At 61.4% G+C, this 19,181-nt stretch carries 20 protein-coding genes, 1 tRNA gene and 1 other annotated feature; of the genes, 12 read left to right on the top strand and 9 right to left on the bottom strand.

Annotation, left to right across the window (positions count from 1 at the left end):
- Positions 1 to 266, top strand: a 266-nt coding sequence (locus tag C515_RS0115395) for a transposase (RefSeq protein ID WP_043649839.1), incomplete at its 5' end; no start/stop codon positions are given.
- A gap of 357 nt (positions 267 to 623) precedes the next feature.
- On the opposite strand, the gene C515_RS0115390 is transcribed toward C515_RS0115395, so the two are convergent.
- Positions 624 to 698, bottom strand: a tRNA-Thr gene (locus C515_RS0115390).
- A 244-nt stretch (positions 699 to 942) separates the two neighbouring features.
- Here C515_RS0115390 and C515_RS0115385 point away from each other — a divergent pair.
- Positions 943 to 1,344, top strand: coding sequence for a hypothetical protein (locus C515_RS0115385; RefSeq protein WP_028456251.1), 402 nt, complete (start codon positions 943 to 945; stop codon positions 1,342 to 1,344).
- 218 nt (positions 1,345 to 1,562) lie between these two features.
- On the opposite strand, the gene gntU is transcribed toward C515_RS0115385, so the two are convergent.
- Entirely contained in the window at positions 1,563 to 2,900 is a 1,338-nt protein-coding gene (gene gntU / locus C515_RS0115375) for a gluconate transporter (protein WP_028456250.1), read from the bottom strand.
- An 11-nt stretch (positions 2,901 to 2,911) separates the two neighbouring features.
- A complete protein-coding gene (gene gntK, locus C515_RS0115370) occupies positions 2,912 to 3,442 on the bottom strand; it encodes a gluconokinase (RefSeq protein WP_043649937.1) in 531 nt (176 codons plus the stop codon).
- 574 nt (positions 3,443 to 4,016) lie between these two features.
- Here gntK and C515_RS21445 point away from each other — a divergent pair.
- Positions 4,017 to 4,715: an amidohydrolase family protein gene (locus C515_RS21445; protein ID WP_281170875.1), complete on the top strand. Its 699-nt coding sequence runs from the start codon at positions 4,017 to 4,019 to the stop codon at positions 4,713 to 4,715.
- A 1-nt stretch (position 4,716) separates the two neighbouring features.
- On the opposite strand, the gene C515_RS0115360 is transcribed toward C515_RS21445, so the two are convergent.
- Positions 4,717 to 5,939, bottom strand: a protein-coding gene (locus C515_RS0115360) for an IS3 family transposase (protein ID WP_444541991.1) whose coding sequence is annotated in 2 segments (ribosomal slippage) — positions 4,717 to 5,648 and positions 5,648 to 5,939 — 1,224 coding nt in all. Because the reading frame shifts where the segments join, the coding sequence is not laid out codon by codon here.
- Positions 5,545 to 5,661, bottom strand: a sequence feature (AL1L pseudoknot). Its footprint overlaps the gene before it by 117 nt.
- A 196-nt stretch (positions 5,940 to 6,135) precedes the next feature.
- On the opposite strand from C515_RS0115360, the gene C515_RS0115350 reads away from it, so the two are divergent.
- The 8 genes from C515_RS0115350 (at position 6,136) to C515_RS0115315 (ending at position 14,772) form a co-directional block, all read left to right on the top strand.
- The gene (locus C515_RS0115350) at positions 6,136 to 6,681 is read left to right on the top strand and encodes a non-canonical purine NTP pyrophosphatase (protein ID WP_211234076.1); all 546 of its coding nucleotides are present in this window, start codon (positions 6,136 to 6,138) and stop codon (positions 6,679 to 6,681) included.
- The gene (locus C515_RS0115345) at positions 6,678 to 7,472 is read left to right on the top strand and encodes an SIR2 family NAD-dependent protein deacylase (protein ID WP_028456245.1); all 795 of its coding nucleotides are present in this window, start codon (positions 6,678 to 6,680) and stop codon (positions 7,470 to 7,472) included. The genes C515_RS0115350 and C515_RS0115345 overlap by 4 nt, the downstream gene beginning before the upstream one ends.
- Positions 7,473 to 8,117: 645 nt before the next feature.
- Entirely contained in the window at positions 8,118 to 8,669 is a 552-nt protein-coding gene (locus C515_RS21440) for a GbsR/MarR family transcriptional regulator (protein ID WP_043649934.1), read from the top strand.
- Positions 8,666 to 9,076, top strand: coding sequence for a thiol-disulfide oxidoreductase DCC family protein (locus C515_RS21435; RefSeq protein ID WP_051305012.1), 411 nt, complete (start codon positions 8,666 to 8,668; stop codon positions 9,074 to 9,076). Before C515_RS21440 ends, C515_RS21435 begins: the two co-directional genes overlap by 4 nt.
- Positions 9,077 to 9,133: 57 nt before the next feature.
- Entirely contained in the window at positions 9,134 to 10,402 is a 1,269-nt protein-coding gene (locus tag C515_RS0115330) for an SDR family oxidoreductase (RefSeq protein WP_028456244.1), read from the top strand.
- Between the two features lie 13 nt (positions 10,403 to 10,415).
- Positions 10,416 to 10,883 carry a DUF2269 family protein gene (locus tag C515_RS0115325; RefSeq protein ID WP_028456243.1) on the top strand — a complete coding sequence of 156 codons (468 nt, stop codon included), beginning with the start codon at positions 10,416 to 10,418 and terminating at the stop codon, positions 10,881 to 10,883.
- A gap of 406 nt (positions 10,884 to 11,289) precedes the next feature.
- On the top strand, positions 11,290 to 12,216 hold the full coding sequence (locus C515_RS0115320; protein ID WP_211234075.1) for a TIGR01777 family oxidoreductase: 927 nt from the start codon (positions 11,290 to 11,292) through the stop codon (positions 12,214 to 12,216).
- Between the two features lie 84 nt (positions 12,217 to 12,300).
- A complete protein-coding gene (locus C515_RS0115315; RefSeq protein ID WP_043649941.1) occupies positions 12,301 to 14,772 on the top strand; it encodes a PEP-utilizing enzyme in 2,472 nt (823 codons plus the stop codon).
- A 56-nt stretch (positions 14,773 to 14,828) separates the two neighbouring features.
- Here C515_RS0115315 and C515_RS0115310 read toward each other — a convergent pair whose 3' ends face one another.
- Positions 14,829 to 15,392 (bottom strand): hypothetical protein, encoded by a 564-nt coding sequence (locus tag C515_RS0115310; protein WP_028456240.1) that lies wholly within the window; start codon positions 15,390 to 15,392, stop codon positions 14,829 to 14,831.
- 427 nt (positions 15,393 to 15,819) lie between these two features.
- Here C515_RS0115310 and C515_RS24820 point away from each other — a divergent pair, with 427 nt between their 5' ends.
- Positions 15,820 to 15,948 carry a hypothetical protein gene (locus C515_RS24820; protein WP_281170874.1) on the top strand — a complete coding sequence of 43 codons (129 nt, stop codon included), beginning with the start codon at positions 15,820 to 15,822 and terminating at the stop codon, positions 15,946 to 15,948.
- Positions 15,949 to 16,327: 379 nt separating this feature from the next.
- Here the strand turns inward: C515_RS24820 and C515_RS0115300 are convergent, their stop codons facing one another.
- From C515_RS0115300 to grxC, 4 genes are all read right to left on the bottom strand, one after another.
- Positions 16,328 to 17,329 carry an NAD(P)H-dependent glycerol-3-phosphate dehydrogenase gene (locus tag C515_RS0115300; protein ID WP_028456239.1) on the bottom strand — a complete coding sequence of 334 codons (1,002 nt, stop codon included), beginning with the start codon at positions 17,327 to 17,329 and terminating at the stop codon, positions 16,328 to 16,330.
- Positions 17,330 to 17,389: 60 nt separating this feature from the next.
- The gene (locus C515_RS0115295; protein ID WP_028456238.1) at positions 17,390 to 17,842 is read right to left on the bottom strand and encodes an SH3 domain-containing protein; all 453 of its coding nucleotides are present in this window, start codon (positions 17,840 to 17,842) and stop codon (positions 17,390 to 17,392) included.
- Positions 17,817 to 18,293, bottom strand: coding sequence for a protein-export chaperone SecB (gene secB / locus C515_RS0115290; protein ID WP_028456237.1), 477 nt, complete (start codon positions 18,291 to 18,293; stop codon positions 17,817 to 17,819). The genes C515_RS0115295 and secB overlap by 26 nt, the downstream gene beginning before the upstream one ends.
- A 91-nt stretch (positions 18,294 to 18,384) precedes the next feature.
- Complete coding sequence (grxC, locus tag C515_RS0115285) at positions 18,385 to 18,645, bottom strand: glutaredoxin 3 (protein ID WP_028456236.1); 261 nt, start codon at positions 18,643 to 18,645, stop codon at positions 18,385 to 18,387.
- Positions 18,646 to 19,181 lie beyond the last annotated feature (536 nt).

Genomic DNA, 19,181 nt, shown 5'->3' with positions numbered 1-19,181 from the left:
TGGAACGGCAGTCGGGCAGTTCGCTCTTCGGGCGTGCGCGCCTGTCGAAAGCCGGCCCGGCGAGGATACGGGCCATGTTGTACATGGCGGCGATCACGGCCAAGCGCTACAACCCACATGTGAAGGCGCAGTACGAGCGGCTGCTGGCGCGCGGCAAATGCAAGATGTCGGCACTGGGTGCCGCGATGCGCAAGCTGGTGCATTTGTGTTTTGGCGTCCTTAAAACGCGTCAGCCGTATCAGGCTGATTATGCAGTTGCAAGATGAGTGGCAAGACGGTATCTGCGGTCCAGGCCGGCATCCAGACTGCAAACGTTTTGTTAACCCTTCTGGATTCCGGCCTTCGCCGGAATGACGGCAAGAAAGCTGAAGAGTCTTGCTAATTATTGATCCGGCCCTCTGATGTTCTCAGTCGTAGGAGCGAGCTTGCTCGCGATCAGCAAGGCTTCGCGAGCAAGCTCGCTCCTGCAGAAATTCAAACTGCTGAGGGCCGGATCAATAGGAAACCCGAATCAAGCGCAGAGACACCTGTGCCTATTGTGTCTCTGTGGTTCAATGGTTTGGGGAAAGGCCCGCAATAAAAAACGCCCGGCGCCATTGCGGCGGCCGGGCGTTTGCAGATTCTGGAGCCGTTGGCGGGAATTGAACCCGCGACCTCTCCCTTACCAAGGGAGTGCTCTACCCCTGAGCTACAACGGCGCTGTCACAGTCTGCCGGTGTTCTGGCGTCAGGACGGAGCGCCATTATAGGGGTAGACTCCAAAAAGGCAAGCGCAATCTTGCCCGGCTGTCGCCCCCGCCCGGTGTGGCATTGCTGTGAAGTGTGTTACAGGAAGATTGACGCTCTAGCCGCGCATGCGGAAACTTTGTGCGCCGGTCCCGTGTTGATGAGTAGTTGCGCTGGCGAAAACGCCTGTGCGGGGCCAAACAGGCAGGGGAAAGCGATGGACAGTGCCGAAGAATTGCGACAGAAATTATGCCAGGCCCGCTTGCGCCGACTCGGGCGGGTGGCTGACCTGAACGGGCTGCAGCAGCGCCTTGATTACCTCTTTGACGGCAGGGCGCCGCAGGCCGAGCCGTCCGGTCAGCTGCAGCTGGCGTTTTTCCTGCCCGTGCGCATCCCCGAGCTGATCCAGCAATTGCAGCGCAAGACCGGCCGTGATGGCTGGCGCGATATCGACGGCATGGTCTGGCTGTTCAGCGACACGGCCGGCAACTACACGCTGACGCTGCAGGACGCGCGTGGCCAGTGCCTGGTGGTGGCCGAACTGGCTGGTAGTACCGCCGAACCGTCGGCCCCGGCCACCAGCAGCGCCACAGCGGACATCGAGCTGGAATTGAATTAGAAAACCTGATTATGTCTCTGCTTCAGAATTGTCATTCCCGCGTATGCGGGAATCCAGATGACGGTGTGAAAGCAAGCGTTGCTCTGGATGCCCGCCTTCGCGGGCATGACGAAAAAAGGGTTTCTGAAGGAGAGGCATAATCAGGTTGGAAAAAGGGTATTGCCCTGCAGCCTTTTATGTTATTGGGCTGCAGCGCAATACCTTTGGTGTTGTGTGAATCACAGCAGCGCGAACGCCACCATCCCCACCGCTGCACCTGTCGTTCCCAGAATCGTTTCCATCACCGTCCAGGTTTTCAGCGTCTGGATTTCCGTCGCGCCGGTGAACTTGCCGAACAGCCAGAAGCCCGAGTCGTTCACATGGCTCAGGACAATGGAGCCGCCGGCGATGCAGACTGACAAGGCCGCCAGTTGCGCGCCCGAGAAGCCCAGCGTTTCCACCACCGGCAGCACCAGGCCCACCGTGGTCAGGCAGGCGACCGTTGCCGAGCCCTGGATCACGCGCACCGCGGCGGCGAGCACGAAGCAGGCGACAGCAATCGGCAGGCCGGCGCCGATCAGCGCATTGCCCAGCGCCGGGCCGACACCCGAATCGACCAGCACCTGCTTGAACACGCCACCGGCACCAGTCACCAGCAGAATGATGCCGGCCGGCTGCAGCGCGGCGCTGCACACATTCATCACCTTGTCGCTGCTCATGCCACGGCGGATCGCCAGGCCGTAGATTGCCACCAGGCAAGCGACCAGAATCGCGGTGAACGGGTGGCCGACGAACTGCAGCCAGTGATACAGGCTGGTATCGGCTTCCACAAAGCGCGCGGCGATGGTTTTCAGCCCAACCAGCCCCAGCGGGAACAGCACCAGCGCCAGCGAAAAGCCGAACGACGGCATCTGGCCCTGGCCCAGGCTGGGCTCGCTGATGTCATCCGGCAATTTCAGCGTGACATGCTTGCTGATAAAGCGGCCGTACAGCGGGCCGGCCAGCAGCATGCCGGGAATCGCGGCGGCCAGGCCAATCGCGATCATCCAGCCGAAATCCGCCTTCATCTGCGAGGCGAGCAGCATTGGTGTCGGGCCGGGCAAGAGAAACGCCGCCGCGGCGGCCACGCCGGCGAACAGCGGAATGGCGAGCTTCACCACATTGCCGCCGGTGCGCCGCGCGACCGCAAACACTACGCCGATCAGGAGCACGATGGCCACGTCGAAAAACAGTGGCAGCGCGCACACGAGGCCGGCCAGCCCCAGCGCGTAGTGCGCGCGGTTCTCGCCAAACTTGGTCAGCAGCTTCACGGCGATCTGGTCCAGCGCGCCGGTTTCGTGCAGCACCTTGCCGAACATCGCGCCCAGCGCCACGACAATCGCCAGAAAGCCCAGCGTGCCGCCCATGCCCTTTTGCATGGTGTCGGCAATTTTCTCCAGCGGCATGCCGGAAAACACGCCGGCGCCGATCGACACCAGCATCAGCGCGATAAAGGCATGCATGCGCGCCTTCATCACCAGAAACAGCAGCAGCACGACCGAGCCAACTGCGGTGAGTACGAGACTGAGGGTATCCATCGCTGGCCTCCTTATTGATTGGCCTGGCTGCGGATATGCAGCAGGGTATGTTCGACGACCTCGGCCAGCGGAGCGGCAATGTCGACGGTGAACACGTCGGCCTCGTCCGCCTGCGGTGCTTCCAGCGCGGCGAACTGCGAGGCCAGCATCTCGGGCTTGAAGAAATGCCCCTTGCGCGCCGCCAGTCGCGCGCCGATCAGCGCCGCGTCGCCCTGCAGATGAATGAAAGACAAATGCGGATTGCCTGCGCGCAGCCGGTCGCGGTAGCGCTTTTTCAGCGCCGAACAGACGATCAGCGACACCGCATGCGTGCGCTGCATGGCAAAGGCCGCGTCGTTCAGCGCCGCCAGCCACGGTGCGCGGTCGTCGTCATCCAGCGGCTGGCCGGCTGCCATTTTGACGATGTTCGCACGCGGGTGCAGAAAATCGCCGTCGAGAAAGGCGCAATCGAGCTCGCGGGCCAGTGCCCCGGCAACGGCCGACTTGCCGCTGCCGGACACGCCCATCAGCACGAAGACGCGGTGGCTGGGTTCGGATTTCATGACTGCTGCTCCTGCGGTAGCGGCAAGCTTGGCCTGCCGGGGTTTCATGCTGTTTCGCGTAACTGTTACTGGTAACATCGTGATGTAGCATGTTCCGCCTCGACTACATGCGTCGCAATAAGGGCTTACCGCAAGTGGGGCGAGGAAGGGATCAATCGATATTGAGATGCATGGCAGCGCACATGCGACGCTGCTGGCGCAGGCGAGCAGCATGTTGCTTCGCTGCGATGGGAGGGGCGGGGTCTGGCGGACATGAGCACCCGTTCTGATCACGCGTGATCACATCGCCGATGACTTGTGCGCAGCCTACTGGTGATCTGACCGGCAGCTTTTTTGTCTGTAATTCGGCCGAAGTAGAATATCAGTCCTTATTCAAAATCAGGCAGCTATAGACTGGGTACCCGCCACACAGCCGAATGCTTTGGCAAATGCATGTTTCTGACCGCAACCCCTAGTTTGATTCTTACGGCTAAGCGTTTGGATGTTATGCTTAGGCGTATGGCCAATAGTTTGGAAATAGAAAGGAACTGAGGGGCGAACATTGGATCAGCGGCAACTTGATCTACCTGGGATAATGGGTGATACCGGCCTCGCCGACGAGTTAGACGAAAACAGGAAGGGCTCTGGCTTATGTAACCGCGGAGAGCTTCATGTGCACATGAACGGCGCGATTCCAGCGCTGACAATTCGGGAGATCCTGGCTGATGAAGAGACCGTTCTGCCAGCTGGATTCGAGTTCGAGCGAGATCTGGTGCGGACATCACCCTGCCAATCGTTAGCTGAATATCTGACGCCTTGGCAAGTACTGCGACTCTTCCCTCGGAAGCGCGAGAACCTTGATCGCCTTACTCATGCGGTATTTGCAGGCTTTGCGGACAACAACGTGCGTTTCGTCGAACTCCGCAGCAGTATTCTTTACCTCGCTTCTCTACAGAAATGTTCACCGGCCCAAGCTCTTGAACGTTTGATTGAATCAACCGGTAAGGCCGCGCAACGCTATGGTATCCGCCGAGGTTTAATCCTCACGGTAACTCGTGGCGACTATAGCGCAGTCAACCTCTCTACACTTCTTCAGGCCTACAGTGACCTTGGTGAGCCGAAAGACGTAATTGGCCTCGATCTAGCTGGAGATGAGGAAATAGGCTATCCGGCGGAGTTGCCTTCCCTATTTCAAGCGGCCAAGGACAGGTTTGGACTCGGGGTCACGATCCATGCGGGTGAAACAGGTCGCGTTGTGAATCACCCCGGGTTTCGCGGAGGCTGTTTTGTGTGAGTCAGGTCGGTACGGCCTGCTCGCTCAGACTGCGGTAGTAGTTTGCTTCCGCCTCCGCCGGCGGGATGTAGCCGAGCGGTGCCAGCAAACGCTGGTGATTGAACCATGAAACCCACTCCAGCGTCGCCAGCTCCACCGCCTCCATGCTCTTCCACGGGCCGCGGCGATGAATCACCTCCGCCTTGTAGAGTCCGTTGATGGTTTCCGCCAGCGCGTTGTCGTAGCTGTCGCCCGTGCTACCGACCGAAGGCTCGATGCCGGCCTCCGCAAGTCGCTCGGTATAGCGGATCGAGACGTATTGCGAGCCGCGATCGCTGTGATGAATCAGCGCATCCCGCTCCGGCTGGCGCGCCCACAGCGCCTGTTCCAGCGCATCCAGTACAAACTCGGTCCGCATGCTGCGGCTGACTCGCCAGCCGACAATGTAGCGGGCGAACACATCCACCACAAAGGCAACGTAGACGAAGCCCTGCCAGGTCGAGACATAGGTAAAGTCGGAGACCCAGAGCTGGTTCGGCCGCTTGGCGACAAACTGCCGGTTGACATGGTCGCGGGGGCAAGGAAGCGCCGGATCAGGCTGCGTGGTGCGCACCGCTTTGCCGCGCGTCACGCCGCGCAAACCCAGTTGCCTCATCAAGCGCTCGACGGTGCAGCGCGCGATGCGCTGGCCCTCGCGGATGAGCAGGCGCCAGACTTTGGCGACGCCATAGACCTCATGATTGGTCTGCCAGACGCGCTTGATCTCCCCAGAGAGCCGCTCATCGCGCACTGCGCGTTTACTGCGCAAGGTCGGGTTCTTTTGCCGGGCAGCCTGTCGGCGATAGGCCGAGGGGGCGACCTGCAGCACGCGGCAGATCGGCTCGACCCCCAAACGGTCCCGATGGTTATCGATGAAGGCGTTCACGACTTGATGCGGCGGTCGAGCTCCGCCTGCGCGAAATACGCGCTGGCCAATCGCAATATCTCGTTGGCCTTCTTCAGCTCGCGGACTTCGCGCTCCAGCTCTTTGACCCGTGCGGCCTCGGCGCTGGTTGTTCCGGGGCGCTGGCCGGTATCCCGCTCCTGTTGGCGAATCCAGCGACGCAGCGATTCGGGCGTGCAACCGATCTTGCCAGCAATGGACACGATCGCCGCCCACTGCGATTCATGCTGATCCTTGGCATCGAACACCATGCGCACAGCGCGCTCGCGGACTTCGGGGGAAAACTTCGTTGATTTCGTCATGGCTCTATTCTCTCAATTGAGTGAGCCTCCGCGAAACCCGGGGTGATTCAGACAACCCTGCAATCCACCAACGTGGTCTTGTGGACGACCACACGGCTGCGATGACTGAAGGCCTTTCGATTGGCGATATCCGACAGCAATACGAAGTTGCCAAGCGCTATTCATTCATGAGGGATCTAAATTGAAAATCAGATTCATGTCAGGCAACGCCCACAAGATTACTGAAGTGCAGCGAATCCTTGCCCCCGTAGGGGTGGATGTTGTGCCAGTTTCGAGAAAAATCGAGGAACTCCAAACCGAGGATGTCGAAAAATTAGTGCGTGACAAACTGATCAAGGCGTTCGAGTCTATCGGTCGTCCTTTGTTCGTTGAGCATACGGGATTGTACTTGAGCGGCCTCAATGGACTTCCTGCAGGCCTAACAGAGATCTTCTGGAACAGGCTGGAGGCTGATCGATTCGCAAACCTAGTTGCTGGTCTTGGTGATGCCAACGTCACTGCGAAGACAGTCCTCGGATACTGCGACGGGCACAAAATACACCTATTTGAGGGGGCGATTGAAGGCACAGTACCTTCCGTTCCAGCAGGCTCTCGTGATTTTCAGTGGGACTGTGTTTTCGTTCCGAACGGTAGCACTCTGACGTTCGCTGAGATGGGCGTAGCCAAGGATACAATCTCAATGCGCCGCAAAGCATTGGACTTGTTTGCAGACCACCTCAAATCTACAAAAGGCACGAGATGAAAGCCGAACTACTTGAAGCACATCGTACGGGCAGGCTCATGCTCTTTGTTGGAGCTGGAGTGTCTGCCAATCTTGGCCTACCCAATTGGAGTGCGCTAATCGATCACATTGCGGAGGAGCTTGGATATGACCCGAAGATTTTCGCTACATACGGCACGCCTTTAGCCCTTGCTGAGTTTTACAAGAAAAAGAAAGGGAGTATCGGGCCGCTGCGCAGCTGGATGGACCGTGAATGGCATAAACCAAGTACGAAAATCGAGGAATCTGGCATTCATGAGCTAATTACCAAGGGCAACTTTTCCCGGATATACACCACAAACTATGATCGCTGGCTGGAGCTCGCTCACGAGGCGTTCGGGGTGCAATACGACAAAATCGCAAGTGTGGCTGATCTTGTTTCTGTTACGAATGGTCGCCGGCAGATTATCAAGTTTCACGGCGACTTCGACGCAGACGATTCAATCGTTTTGGACGAGACTAGTTATTTTCAGCGCCTCGACTTCGATACACCGTTGGACATCAAACTTCGAAATGACGTACTGGGAAGTTCAGTTCTCTTCCTCGGTTACAGCCTAAACGATATCAACATCCGCCTTCTGTTTTATCGTCTTACTGAGATGTGGGGAGGCTCTGCCCTTGCGTCTGCCAGGCCAAAATCCTACATATTTATGAATCGTCCTAACCCGGTGGCACAGGAAGTTTTGAGCCATTGGGGAATTGAAATGATTGTTTCAGATGAAGATGATCCCAAGAAAGCGCTCACGGAGTTTTTGCAAGAGTTGGTGTCCTGACTTGCGGTCCAAGCTGTGCCGCAAGGTTGAACAGATGTTGCTTAGGGGGTTTCAGGAGATCGGCAGATTGTGGTAGAGGAGCGTATTCACATTCGCAGGATGAAAATGCTACCGTGCGCTGTTGATCCCAGATGAACGACAGCTAATCAATCTACTGTCGCCCTTATCGAGGTGAGGGCTAAAGGGCCGCTTGGGCCGATCAGCAGTCTCTGAGGCCATCACGATGATCACATCTCATCAGCGGAGTGCTCACAACACCAGAATGGGTGGTCATGAGAGACCAGATTCCGCAAGCGGCCCCGCGGTGCTGGGTGCCTTGCGATGTGCCCCGCAGGAAATCCCCTTGGGGGACTCGTTTTTCGGGGGCGCGGGACAACTCGGCAGCGCCCTCAGACACGTCCCACGCCTGATCCTCTACCTTCGCGGGAACCAGTGCCTCTCAGCGGCTTTCAGGGCAGAGCGTACTGATCAACGCCTTTGTTACTCAGGCTTCCTGATGCAAGACGTAGTCAGTAATCGTTTGGTTCGAGCAGCCAATTACTACTTGTCACCCTGCACAAAAAACCACGCTCCCCACCCCTGGGGCTTGCCAGCGGCTTCGGTTTTGTATTTAATTTCTGTAACGACAGAAATTAAGGAAAGGCGATGCAGCTCAGTCCCACCATGCAGAAGTACATCCTCCACTGGGGCGAGATGGGCGCGCGCTGGGGGGTGAACCGCACCGTTGCGCAGATCCACGCGCTGCTTTACCTGGCCAACAGCCCGCTGAACGCCGAGCAGATCTGCGAGACGCTGGGCGTGGCGCGCTCCAACGTCAGCAACAGCCTGAAGGAGCTGCAATCGTGGGGGCTGATCCGCGTGCAGCATGTGCTGGGCGACCGGCGCGATCATTTCGTCGCGCTGCAGGATGTGTGGGAGATCTTTCGGCTGATCACCGAGGAACGCAAGCGCCGCGAGCTGGACCCGACGCTCTCGGTGCTGCGCGAATGCGCGATCGAGGCCGAGAGCGATCCGCTGATCGAGGCGGCGACGCGCGAGAAGATGGACAAGGTGCTCGAATTCCTGGAGCTGCTCTTGTCCGGCTACGACGATTTCAAGAAGCTGCCGCCCGGCGTGGTGCTGCGCTTGCTGAAAATGGGCAGCAAGCTCGGCCAGCTGGCGGCGATGTTCGGCAACGACGAGGAGCAGAAATCATGACCGCCTACACCATCTATTACGACCGCGCCTGCCCGCTGTGCCGCGCGGAAATCCACCGCCTGAAGCGCCTGGACCGCAAAGGCGCGCTGACGCTGGTTGACGCCAGCGCGGCGGATTTCGTGGCGCCGGCCGGCGTCAGCGTCGAGGACATGCTGACGCGCCTGCATGTGCGCGACGCTTCCGGCAACTGGCTGGTGGGGATTGACGCGATTGCGGCGATCTACCGTGCCATTGGCCATGGCCGTGTGTGGGCGAGGCTGATGGTGTGGGGGCCGCTGCGCCCGCTGATGAGCCGCGCCTATCGCTTGCTGGCCAATAACCGCCAGCGCGTCAGCGGCTGGATGGGCATGCGCCGCGATCCGCCCGCGCGTTGCGAGGACGGCGTGTGTCGAGGCGATTTTTTGTGACTTGTTGTTTCTGTTTTGACAGAAATAAAAGAATGCAAGGGGCATGAGGGAGGCGAAATGCGGGTTCTGGTCTATGGTGCAAGCGGCCTGATCGGTGCGGCGCTGGTTGAGCGCCTGCTCGAGCGCGGCCACCGGCCGCTGCTGCTGCAGCGCCGTCCGGCCCCCGTGCCTGCGGGTTGCGAGGCGGTGGCGGGTGATTTTGCGCGGGTGGCTTCGCCCGCCGATTGCCTGCCCTGGCTGGCGGGTGTGGATGCGGTGGTCAACGCGGTCGGGATTTTTAGCGAGTCGGCCGGCGCGAGCTTTGCGCAGATCCACGAGCACGCGCCGGCCTGCCTGTTTGCCGCGTGCGAGCAAACCCGCGTGCGCCGCGTCGTTCAGGTTTCGGCGCTGGGCGCAGCGCCCGATGCGATCACGGAATACTGGCGCAGCAAGGGCAGGGCGGAGCAGGCCTTGCAGGCGCGGGGGCTGGACTGGCGCATCGTTCGGCCTTCGCTGGTGCTGGCCGATGCTGGGCGCAGCAGCCGGCAATTCGCCGCGCTGGCCAGCCTGCCGCTGTTGCCAGATTTGGCTGACTGCCGGCCGGTGCAGCCGGTGCTGCTTGCCGATGTGGTCGATGCGCTGCTTGAGCTGATTGAGAACGACGCACCGCCGCAGCGCTGCGTCGATGCCGTCGGGCCGCAGGCGCTGGATATGGGTGAGTATCTGGCCTTGTTGCGCCGGAGCATGGGCTTGCCAAAGGCAAAGGTAGTCGGGGTATCAGCCTGGAGCCAAAATTGGGCGGCGGCTATCGGGCAATACCTGCCCGGGTGTTTGCTGTCGCCGGAGAGCCTGGCCATGCTGCGCCAGGGTTGTACGGCCGATGCGGCGGGCTTGCGTGCCTTGCTGCGGCGTGAGCCGGGCCCGCTCCGCTGGAATCGGCCCGATGCCGTGCGGCTGCATGCGCAACTGGGCTGGCTGCTACCGATCATGCGGCTGGTGCTGGCCAGCGTCTGGCTGGGCACCGCCGCGGTGAGCCTGTGGGGCTGGCCGCGCGCGGCCAGTTATCAGTTGCTGGGCGCCACCGGCGTGCCGGCCGCTGTCCAGCCGCTGTTCTTTTACGGCGCTGTCGCGCTCGATACGGTTTTCGGCGTGGCGAGCGTCGTTTATCCCCGACGTGGCCTGTGGCTGGCGCAAGCTGCGCTGGTGCTGGGCTACAGCGCGATCATCGCGCTGCGGCTTCCCGAATTCCTGTTGCACCCCTTTGGCCCCTTGCTGAAAAACCTGCCGGTGCTGGCGCTGTGCCTGCTGCTGGCGGTACTGGGGCGGACCAATTCCCAATCACACTAAGCTGGAGACCATCATGGAACACTATCTGCTCGTGAAATGGCTGCACATCCTCTCGGCCACGCTGATGTTCGGTACTGGCTTTGGCACCGCGTTTTACCTGTTCGTCGCCAACCGCAGCGGCAATGTCGCGGCCATCGCGGTGGTCAGCCGCTGGGTGGTGCGCGCCGACTGGTGGTTCACCACGCCGGCGGTGATCATCCAGCCGATCAGCGGCTGGTATATGCTGCAGCTGACCGGCATGCCGCTGTCCGCACGCTGGGTGGCCGGCTCGCTGGCCTTGTACGCGCTGGCCGGTCTGTGCTGGCTGCCGGTGGTGTGGCTGCAGCTGAAAATGCGCGACATGGCGCAACTGGCGCACGCCAATGGCAACGCACTGCCGGCGCGTTTCTGGCGCTATGAACGGATCTGGACCGTGCTCGGCATCCCGGCCTTCGGCGGCCTGCTCATCGTGTACTGGCTGATGGTGAGCAAGCCGTTCTGATCCGATCAAGCTGGGTTGTGCAGTGACAGTGGCGGCTTCAAATGTCGCTTCTCAGAAAGCCTTGCCAAGTAATTGGTGAATTTCAGATTTATTGATCCGGCCCTCTGATGTTTTCACTCGTAGGAGCGAGCTCGCTCGCGATAAGCAATGCTTCGCGAGCAAGCTCGCTCCTACGGAAATTCATACTTCCGAGGGCCGGATCAATAGTACGCGGCTGCCCTGAAGGCAGCCGACCGGGCTCGCCTTTCTTTGGCTACTTTCTTTGGCGAAGCAAAGAAAGTAGCCCGTCTGCCGGGCGGAACCGGCCCTTGAATACTGCGCCGCAGGCGCCAAACAGACTCAAAGCCATGTTTCAAAGAAATTGACCAAAAATTGACCAATTGACCCGCCTGAAAGGATTTGAACCATGAACGCCGCTTCCACCCCTCTGCGCATCCTGATCACCGGCGGCACCGGCTTTATCGGCGCCGCGCTGCTCGAGCGCCTGCTGGCCGAAGGCCACCAGCCCACCGTCTACACCCGCAAGCCGGCGGCCACCGCCACGCGCTATCGCGGCCGTGTCGCCACCTTCGCCAACTGGGACGAGCTGCCCGCCGACGCGCAGTTCGACGCCATCGTCAATCTGGCCGGCGCGCCGGTCGTCGGGCCGCGCTGGTCGGCCAGGCGCAAGCAGGCTCTGCTGGATAGCCGCGTCGGCACTACCGAGAAGCTGCTGGGCTGGCTGGCGCGCGCCACACACAAGCCGGCGATACTGGTGAACGGCTCGGCCATCGGCTACTACGGCTGCCGCGGCGACGAGGAAATCGACGAGAGCGCGACCTCGCCGGAAGGCGAATTCCAGGCGCAGCTGTGCCGGGAGTGGGAAGCTGCGGCGATCAGGGCCGAAGCCTTCGGTGTGCGCGTCGTCCGTCTGCGCCTGGGCCTGGTTTTCGGCCCCGGCGGCGCCTTTCCGAAGCTCCTGCTGCCCTTCCGGCTGGGCGTGGGCGGGCGCATGGGCGACGGCAGGCAGGTGATGAGCTGGGTACACCGCGACGACGTGATCGCGGTCATCGAGCGCGCAATCGTCGATGAGTCCATGCAGGGCGCGTACAACCTCTGCGCGCCAAAGGCGCTGACGCAAGCCGAATTTGCCGCACTGGCCGCGCGCCTTTTGCACCGGCCCAATCTGTTCGTGACGCCGGCCTGGCTGATTGATTGCCTGGCCGGCGAAATGGGCGCGCTGTTCACCCGCGGCCAACGTGTGGTGCCCAGGCGCCTGCAGGAGGCCGGTTACCGGTTTGCCTTTCCCGACATGGAAAGCGCGCTGCGTGATCAGCTGAACGCCCGGAATTAATTTCCTCCCGATTCACCGTGGAACACCCCGCCAGCCGGGGTGGTGGAGCCGGCTGTGCCGCAATTCCGCTACAAGGAAACCATCATGACCGCTAAGCAACGCCCCAAGCTCTACCTGCTGGCCGGCAACGGCAGCGCCGCCGACTGGTGGGATGAAGTGCTGCCGTACTTTAGCCAGTATCAAGCCGTAGCCATCGAGCTGCCTGGGTTCGGAGGTAATACCTCCGAATTGCCGGATTCGCTGTCCGGCCTGGCCGACGCGCTGGCGGCGCAGACCGAGCCCGGCCACGCGATTGTCGCCACCGGCATCAGCGCCTTGCCGGTGCTGCACCTGCTGGTGCGCAAGCCCGGCCATTTCAGCCGCACGGTGCTCTTGTCGCCGGTTGGCGTCGCGCTGTGGCGTCGCCGCCTGCCAAGGCTGATGCAGCTGCCCGGCCTCTTGCCGCTGGCGCAGTGGCTGCTGGCGAACTTTCCCCGCGTGTTCTCGCGCCAGTTTGCCTTGCCGGGCTTCAGCCCCGATTACCGGCGGATTGCCCGCGGCTACGCGCGCTGCCGCGCCTTTGCACCGTATTTCCGCTGGGTGCGGCCGGACAATGCGCTGACGCTGTTCGACCAGATTAGCGACCCGATCGAGCTGCTGTGGGGCGGGCGCGACGGCGTGATCGGCGCGCAGCACGCCGCCGCCTGGGAGGCGGTGCTGTGCCGCAGCGCGCTTGCAGTGACCTTCAAGCCCGGCTGGGGGCACTACCCGTTCTGGCAATGCCCGGCCGACTTCGTCGCGCAGCTGGAGAGGGGCGTGGAAGACGCGGGCTTCAACGCGCACACCAAGGGCGGGCGCTTGCTGCTGGCGCAGGCGGCCGGTCTGCCGGTGCCCGCGCTGCGCGTGCTGCGCCCTGGTTTTGACCGGCAGCGGCTCGCGGCGTGGCTGGGGAGTTTTGATCGGGAAGCGCCGCAGGGCTGGGCGGTGCGCTCGTCGGGCGACGACGAAGACGGCATCGATTGCGCCAACGCCGGCCGCCACGACAGCTTTCTGCGCGTACCGGCTGATGCGGTCGTCGAGCACGTCGATCGTCTGCACGCGGCAGGGCTGGCCAGCGTGGTTGTGCAGCGCATGATCGAACCAACCCTTTCCGGCGTGGGCTTCGCGCGCGGGCTGGCGGCCGAAATCGAATGGGTTAACGGCCATCTGTCCGCGCTGGTCGACGGCCGCGTGCAGCCGCAGCGCCTGCGGTTCTCAAAGCTGGGCGGCGAATGGGGCGAACGGCCGTCGCGCCGCGTGCTGGCCGGCGCGCTGAGCGAACGCGCACTGTGGGATTTTCTGCAGGCGGTGGTGCGCTGCTTTCACGGCCAGGCGCTCGACATCGAATGGGCGTGGGACGGCAGGCAGCTGTGGCTACTGCAGGCACGCCCGGTAACACGCTACGGCTGGCAGCGCTGGCTGACCAATGCGAACATCGGCGAAATCCTGCCACCGCAGCCCAGCCGGCTGATCGAGGCCGCGCAGCGGCAGGCGGCGGCGAGCATCCCGCAGGTTTACGCGCGCTGGGATGCGCGCGCACTGGACGACGCCGAGCCGTTCACCGCGCTGCATGCCGATGCCAGCTACATCAACGCCGAACTGTTCCTTGCACGGCTGGCGGACTGGGGGATTCCGGGCGACGCGCTGGCGCGCGAGATCGGCGGCAGCGTTCCGGATTTGCCGGCGCGGCCCTGGCGCTGGCCGCGCGCGCTGCCGGTACTGCTGCGCATGCTCTTCGCCAGCCGCCGTGCGCTCGACGGGCTCGATGCCGGTCTGGCGCGCTGGCAGGCCGAACTCGACGCGCTGATTGCCAGCCCGCTGAGTGATGAAGCACAGGCCAAGCGCCTGGCGAACTGGCTGATGCGCTTTTACACCTGGCTGGTGCAGCAGAACCTGTGCATCGGCGCGGCAATCGCCAGCAGTGGCGGCGCCTGGCTGGGGCGGCCGCAGACGCAAACCGAGCAGCGCGGGCCGCACCGCCTGCCCTGGGAAAGCGATCCGGCGACACCGCGCCCGGCGGTGGCTGCACCGTCGCTGGCCGCCTTGCCGCGCTGGTCATGGCCGCTGCGGCTTGCGCACAGGCTGGGCCTGCCGGGAATGCGCGGCTACTACCTGCAAACGCGCGAGCAGTTCCGCGACCGGCTGATGCTGCTGTTCTTCCGCCTGCATCATGCCTTCCCAGCGTCGCAGCGCGAGCACTGGTTTGCGCCGGTGAGCGTAGTGCGCAGCGAGCAGGGCGGATTCTGGCAGCACGGCGGGCGGGGAGACGCGCCCGATGGCGCGCTGCAGCTGTCGCCCGGCGAGGTCGAAGGCGTGCTGGGCGAGGACATCCTGCTCGTCGACGCGCTCGACCCGGGTCTCTTCGAGCATTACCGGCAGGCGCGCGGCGTGGTCACGCGCAGCGGCGGCCTGCTCTCGCACGGCGCAACGATGCTGCGCGAGCTGAAGGTCCCGGCGCTGGCCTGGGCGGACGTGCCGGAAAGCTGGCTGGGGGCAAGGGTGCGGCTCGCCAGGGGGCAGCTGCATGTGCTGGGCTGATGATGTGGGGAAAGCGCTGCCGCCATTTCAGGGGGATTTTCTTCTCATGAATGATTTTAAATGGTTTGCGGCTCGATACGCTGCTGGCATTTTCCATGCTCTACCAGTCTGCTACGAGCCTGCTGGTTAGTGACGTCGCTGCCGCAATAATACAAATTGCCGCGCACGTACTGCAGGCTGAGCAGACGGGAGACCGCGTTCCCTTGCTCGGCCTGAACGCCCTGAATACGGAAAATAATGCCGATGCGCCCATCGGCAAAGTCCAGCAGTTCCATGAGGGCATTGGCTGGCAAGCCTGGAAAGCTGGTCCCCTGTGGTAGAGCTGCCATTGTCAGAGCTTGCAGATCCCAGAGCTTTTTGCTGTCCGTTTGATAGAGTACTGGCCAGCTGTAGGCGTCATGAATGGCGATACCAACACCGAAGACACGGTGCCTCTGGCAGAGCAGGATATCGTAATGGTCGTATCTTCCCAGCGCTCTGTCCGTCTTTGAACAGGCCGCCTCGGCAAGACTGATGTGGCTGATCCCATATCCCGGTGCTACAGGATTTTGTGCACGGCTTGGGGTTGGTGCCAGCGCTATGGAGGCCAGCAGTGCCGCCAGGGTGAGTCGTTTGGTCATGGCGAGTAGTTTTCCCGAAGAATGTCTTTCTGTCAGGGGATTGCTTGTCTGGCAGAAGAGCAGTAAATCACGACCTTACCGTGCAGGGTGAATGGACTGTCTCGGTGGTTTCTTAAGGCTCTCAGTCTGTTGTGGTGATTCTCGAACATGAAAGCACAATTGCAAAGCAAAGACAGCCGTCACCGTTGGCGTGTAGGTGGTAATTGGCTGGCTTATGTATTTGTGTGTCAGGTTATATTGGTTTTTATTAATCAGGCCCTCTGATGTTTTAACTTCTCGTTTACCGTTGGCAACGGTTTGAGATTCGAATCAATAGCGTTTTCAGAAGGCAAGGCCTCTTCATGTTTTCCTTGATTCGGTAGCCTGCTCACCAACTTGTTACGCCGTTGTCCCTTTCTTGATGGTTATGCCCTGCTGGGAGCAGCCGGTGCTGCTGGACGATAGCGATGCACGCCTGACGACCCATTTCCGTGCGCAACTCCGTGGTCTGCACGAGGGCCTGGTGCACTCGGGCGAGCGCGTCGCCAGCCCCGGTCGGCACATGCAGCACGACTGATCTGCTCAACATATGGGTGCAGAATCTGTGCCACCGTCGGGACAGGAATGTGGCCACGGGCACCTTGGCCAACAACACCGTCAGGCTAGCCAGGGTGTTACTGAGCCGGAAAGCGGATTATGCGATGGAGTACGGGCAGGCAGGAGAGGCTGCGGCCAGATGACGGATGCCTCACCTCCCCCAAAGGGCCTGCGCGAGATACTGTTCTTAATGAATCTGAAGGTGAACAGGGCTGCAACATCCACTGCGCAGGCGGTAAGCACAAGAAGCGAGGCGGAATCCACCTGTTCAATCCGAGGTGATCGACTCTTGAAAATGCCGAACTCGGGGTGTCTCCCCGGCAAAGCCGGGGGGCTCGTGACAAATAATCAGGTTTGGCTTAGTGGCTGGCGCTGGCGCTTTCCATCTTCGGCGCTCGTCCCATCAGTTCGCCGATAATGGCTTTCACTGGCTGGTTGTCAAACAGCATCTGGCAGACTGCGCGAGTGATTGGCATGTCCACGCCCAGTGCATCGGCCTGGCGCAATACTTCCTTCGCGGTCGGCACGCCTTCGGCGACATGGCCGAGGTGTACCAGAATGTCGTTCAGATTCTTGCCCTCAGCCAGCAACAGGCCGACGCGGCGGTTGCGTGACAGGTCGCCGGTGGCGGTCAGCATCAGGTCGCCAATGCCGGAAAGGCCCATGAAGGTCTCGGCGCGCGCGCCCAGCGCTACGCCAAAGCGCGCCATTTCGGCCAGGCCACGGGTCAGTAGCGCTGCGCGCGCGTTCAGTCCCAGATTCAGGCCGTCGCACACGCCGGCGGCAATCGCCAGCACATTCTTCACTGCCGCACCGATTTCCACGCCGACCAGATCGGCGCTGGCATACAGGCGCAGCACATTGGTGTTGAGCTCTTCGACCACCAGGCGCGCAAAGGCGGCATCACTGGCGGCAATCGTCACGGCGGCGGGCATGCCGGCGGCGACTTCCTGCGCAAAGCTCGGCCCGGACAGCATGCCGCGCGGAATGGTCGGGTCGAGTTCTTCTTCGGCAACCTGGTGCGGCAGCTGCATGGTGCCGGCCTCCAGGCCCTTGCAGGCCCACAGCACGGGGGCCTTGTTGCCCAGTTGCGCGAGCTGCTGCAGCGTGGGGCGCAGGCCGGCCAGCGGCGTGACAATCAGCACCAGATTGACGCCCTGAATCGTGCCGGCCAGATCCGCGCTCACCTGCAGGTGAGGCGGAAAGTGACAGCCGGGCAGGAAACGCTTGTTCTCGCGGTCGGCGCGCATGGCGTCAACCTCGGCAGCCTCGCGCGACCACAGGCGAATCTGGTGGCGGTCGGCAAAACGGATGGCCAGTGCGGTACCCCAGGCACCAGCGCCAAGCACGGCAATCTGCATGATGATCTATTCCTCAAGAAAAAAGCCCGCAGCAAGCTGCGGGCCGGGTAATGCCTGTGGCTAGAGGCCCCAGATGTCTTCAATACGCACAAAGCCACGCTGGCCATCCCGGTGCTGTACCTGAATCCAGCCATTTTGCTGGGCATCCAGCAGGGTGAGCAGGACATCCTTTTCCACTCTGAACACGACAGGAGCCTTGTCCTGCGGGCCGGCAAACACCGTGGTGTTGCGGATGGCCTGCACGGTACGCTGCTTCGATAGCTCGCCAGCTTGCATCCAGGCCAGCGCGCCACTGCGATCGCGCACGCGCAACCAGCCTGGCTGCTCGGCCAGGATTTCCACCGGCATGCCTTTGCTGACGATGAATAGCTTCCTGGCGTTCGCAGCCGGCTGTTCATACCAGAGGGCGCCGTCGCGGGCGACGGAGCGAAACTCCAGCGCCAGCGTGAGTGGGCTGCCAGCCAGCAGAGCGCTGGCGAGCAGCAGCTTAGTGAGTGGTCTCGGCTTCGGCATTCTGGGCGGCAGCCTGCTGGGCGCGCTGTTGCATGAAGATGGCTTCGAAGTTGATCGGCTGCAGCAGCAGCGGCGGGAAGCCGGCGCGGGTGGTCAGGTCGGAAACGGCCTCGCGCAGGTAGGGGAACAGAATGCTCGGGCAGCCGATGCCCAGAACCGGCTCCAGTTCGCTTTCCGGAATGTTCTCGATATTGAAAAGGCCAGCCTGGGTGACTTCCACCAGGAATAGTGTGCGCTCGCCGACCTTGGCTGTGGCGGTTACGGTCAGCGATGCTTCGAAGAAGCCATTGTCAAAGCTGCGGGCCTGATTGCGGAACTGGATGTTGAAATCCGGCTGTTCCTGTTCAACAAAGGCGCCAGGCGCATTCGGGGATTCCAGCGACACATCGGTCACATAGATTTTTTGCAGTGCAAACACCGGTTGCTGGTTTTCTTGGGCTTGTTCGGACATTTTGATTCCTTCCTGATTTATAGGTATGGCAAGCGTGGCGCTGCCTTGACTCGTTGGTGGCAACAATCATCGCATGTTTGCACGACAGGGGCTAGGTGCCTTCCGCCAGGAGCAGATCCAGACCTCCGGCACGATCCAGCGCGGCCAGATCATCAAAGCCGCCTATATGCCGCTCACCAATGAAGATTTGCGGCACCGTGCGGCGCTGGCTGCGTTCCATCATCAGGACACGCTGTTCCGGATCCAGATCCACGCGAATCTTCTCGATCTGTACCCCCTTGCTGAGCAACAGGCGCTCGGCCATCACGCAGTAGGGGCAGACCGCGGTGGTATACATGATTATTCGGGGCATGGCGCGGCATCCTCCAACGTTGCGCTTATATATATGTGCACGAACACATATGTACGAGCTGGGAACATGCGGGCGAAGGCGCGAAATGCAAGTTGCGGCGTTGTTGCCGTAAGTCGCTGAGCTGCCCGGCTTGCGCGCCTCGGGGAGTAGGGCAAAAGGCAGCCATGCGCAGTCGTGTATTCTACCCGGCGGCGGGGTGTTGATGGCCTGATGAAAATCAAGCACTTATCGAACTGTGTGGCGATTTTGTGTGGCGGGGTGTTGACGGGGTCGGGTTCGGGCCGTATAGTTCGGCCTCTCTGCTGCTGACGCAGCGAAAGAAACGAAGCGAAACGACAAGTTTAGCGAAGTTTGCAGCGTCAGGGCAACGATCTTTAACAATCTACAGCCGATGAGTGTGAGTGCTTGGTTTGACCAGCACTCGCACTTAAGACAGAAGTAACAAGTACACACTTGTTGATTCTGAGTTTTAAGCAAGCGAGCGCAATTAAGTAGTAACAGTGATTAAACGAAAGAGTTTGATCCTGGCTCAGATT

This window comes from Chitinilyticum litopenaei DSM 21440, assembly GCF_000428145.1.
Classification (GTDB): domain Bacteria; phylum Pseudomonadota; class Gammaproteobacteria; order Burkholderiales; family Chitinibacteraceae; genus Chitinilyticum; species Chitinilyticum litopenaei.
The sequence above is the reverse complement of the archived record's forward strand: the minus strand, read 5'-3'. Positions and strand labels throughout refer to the sequence as shown.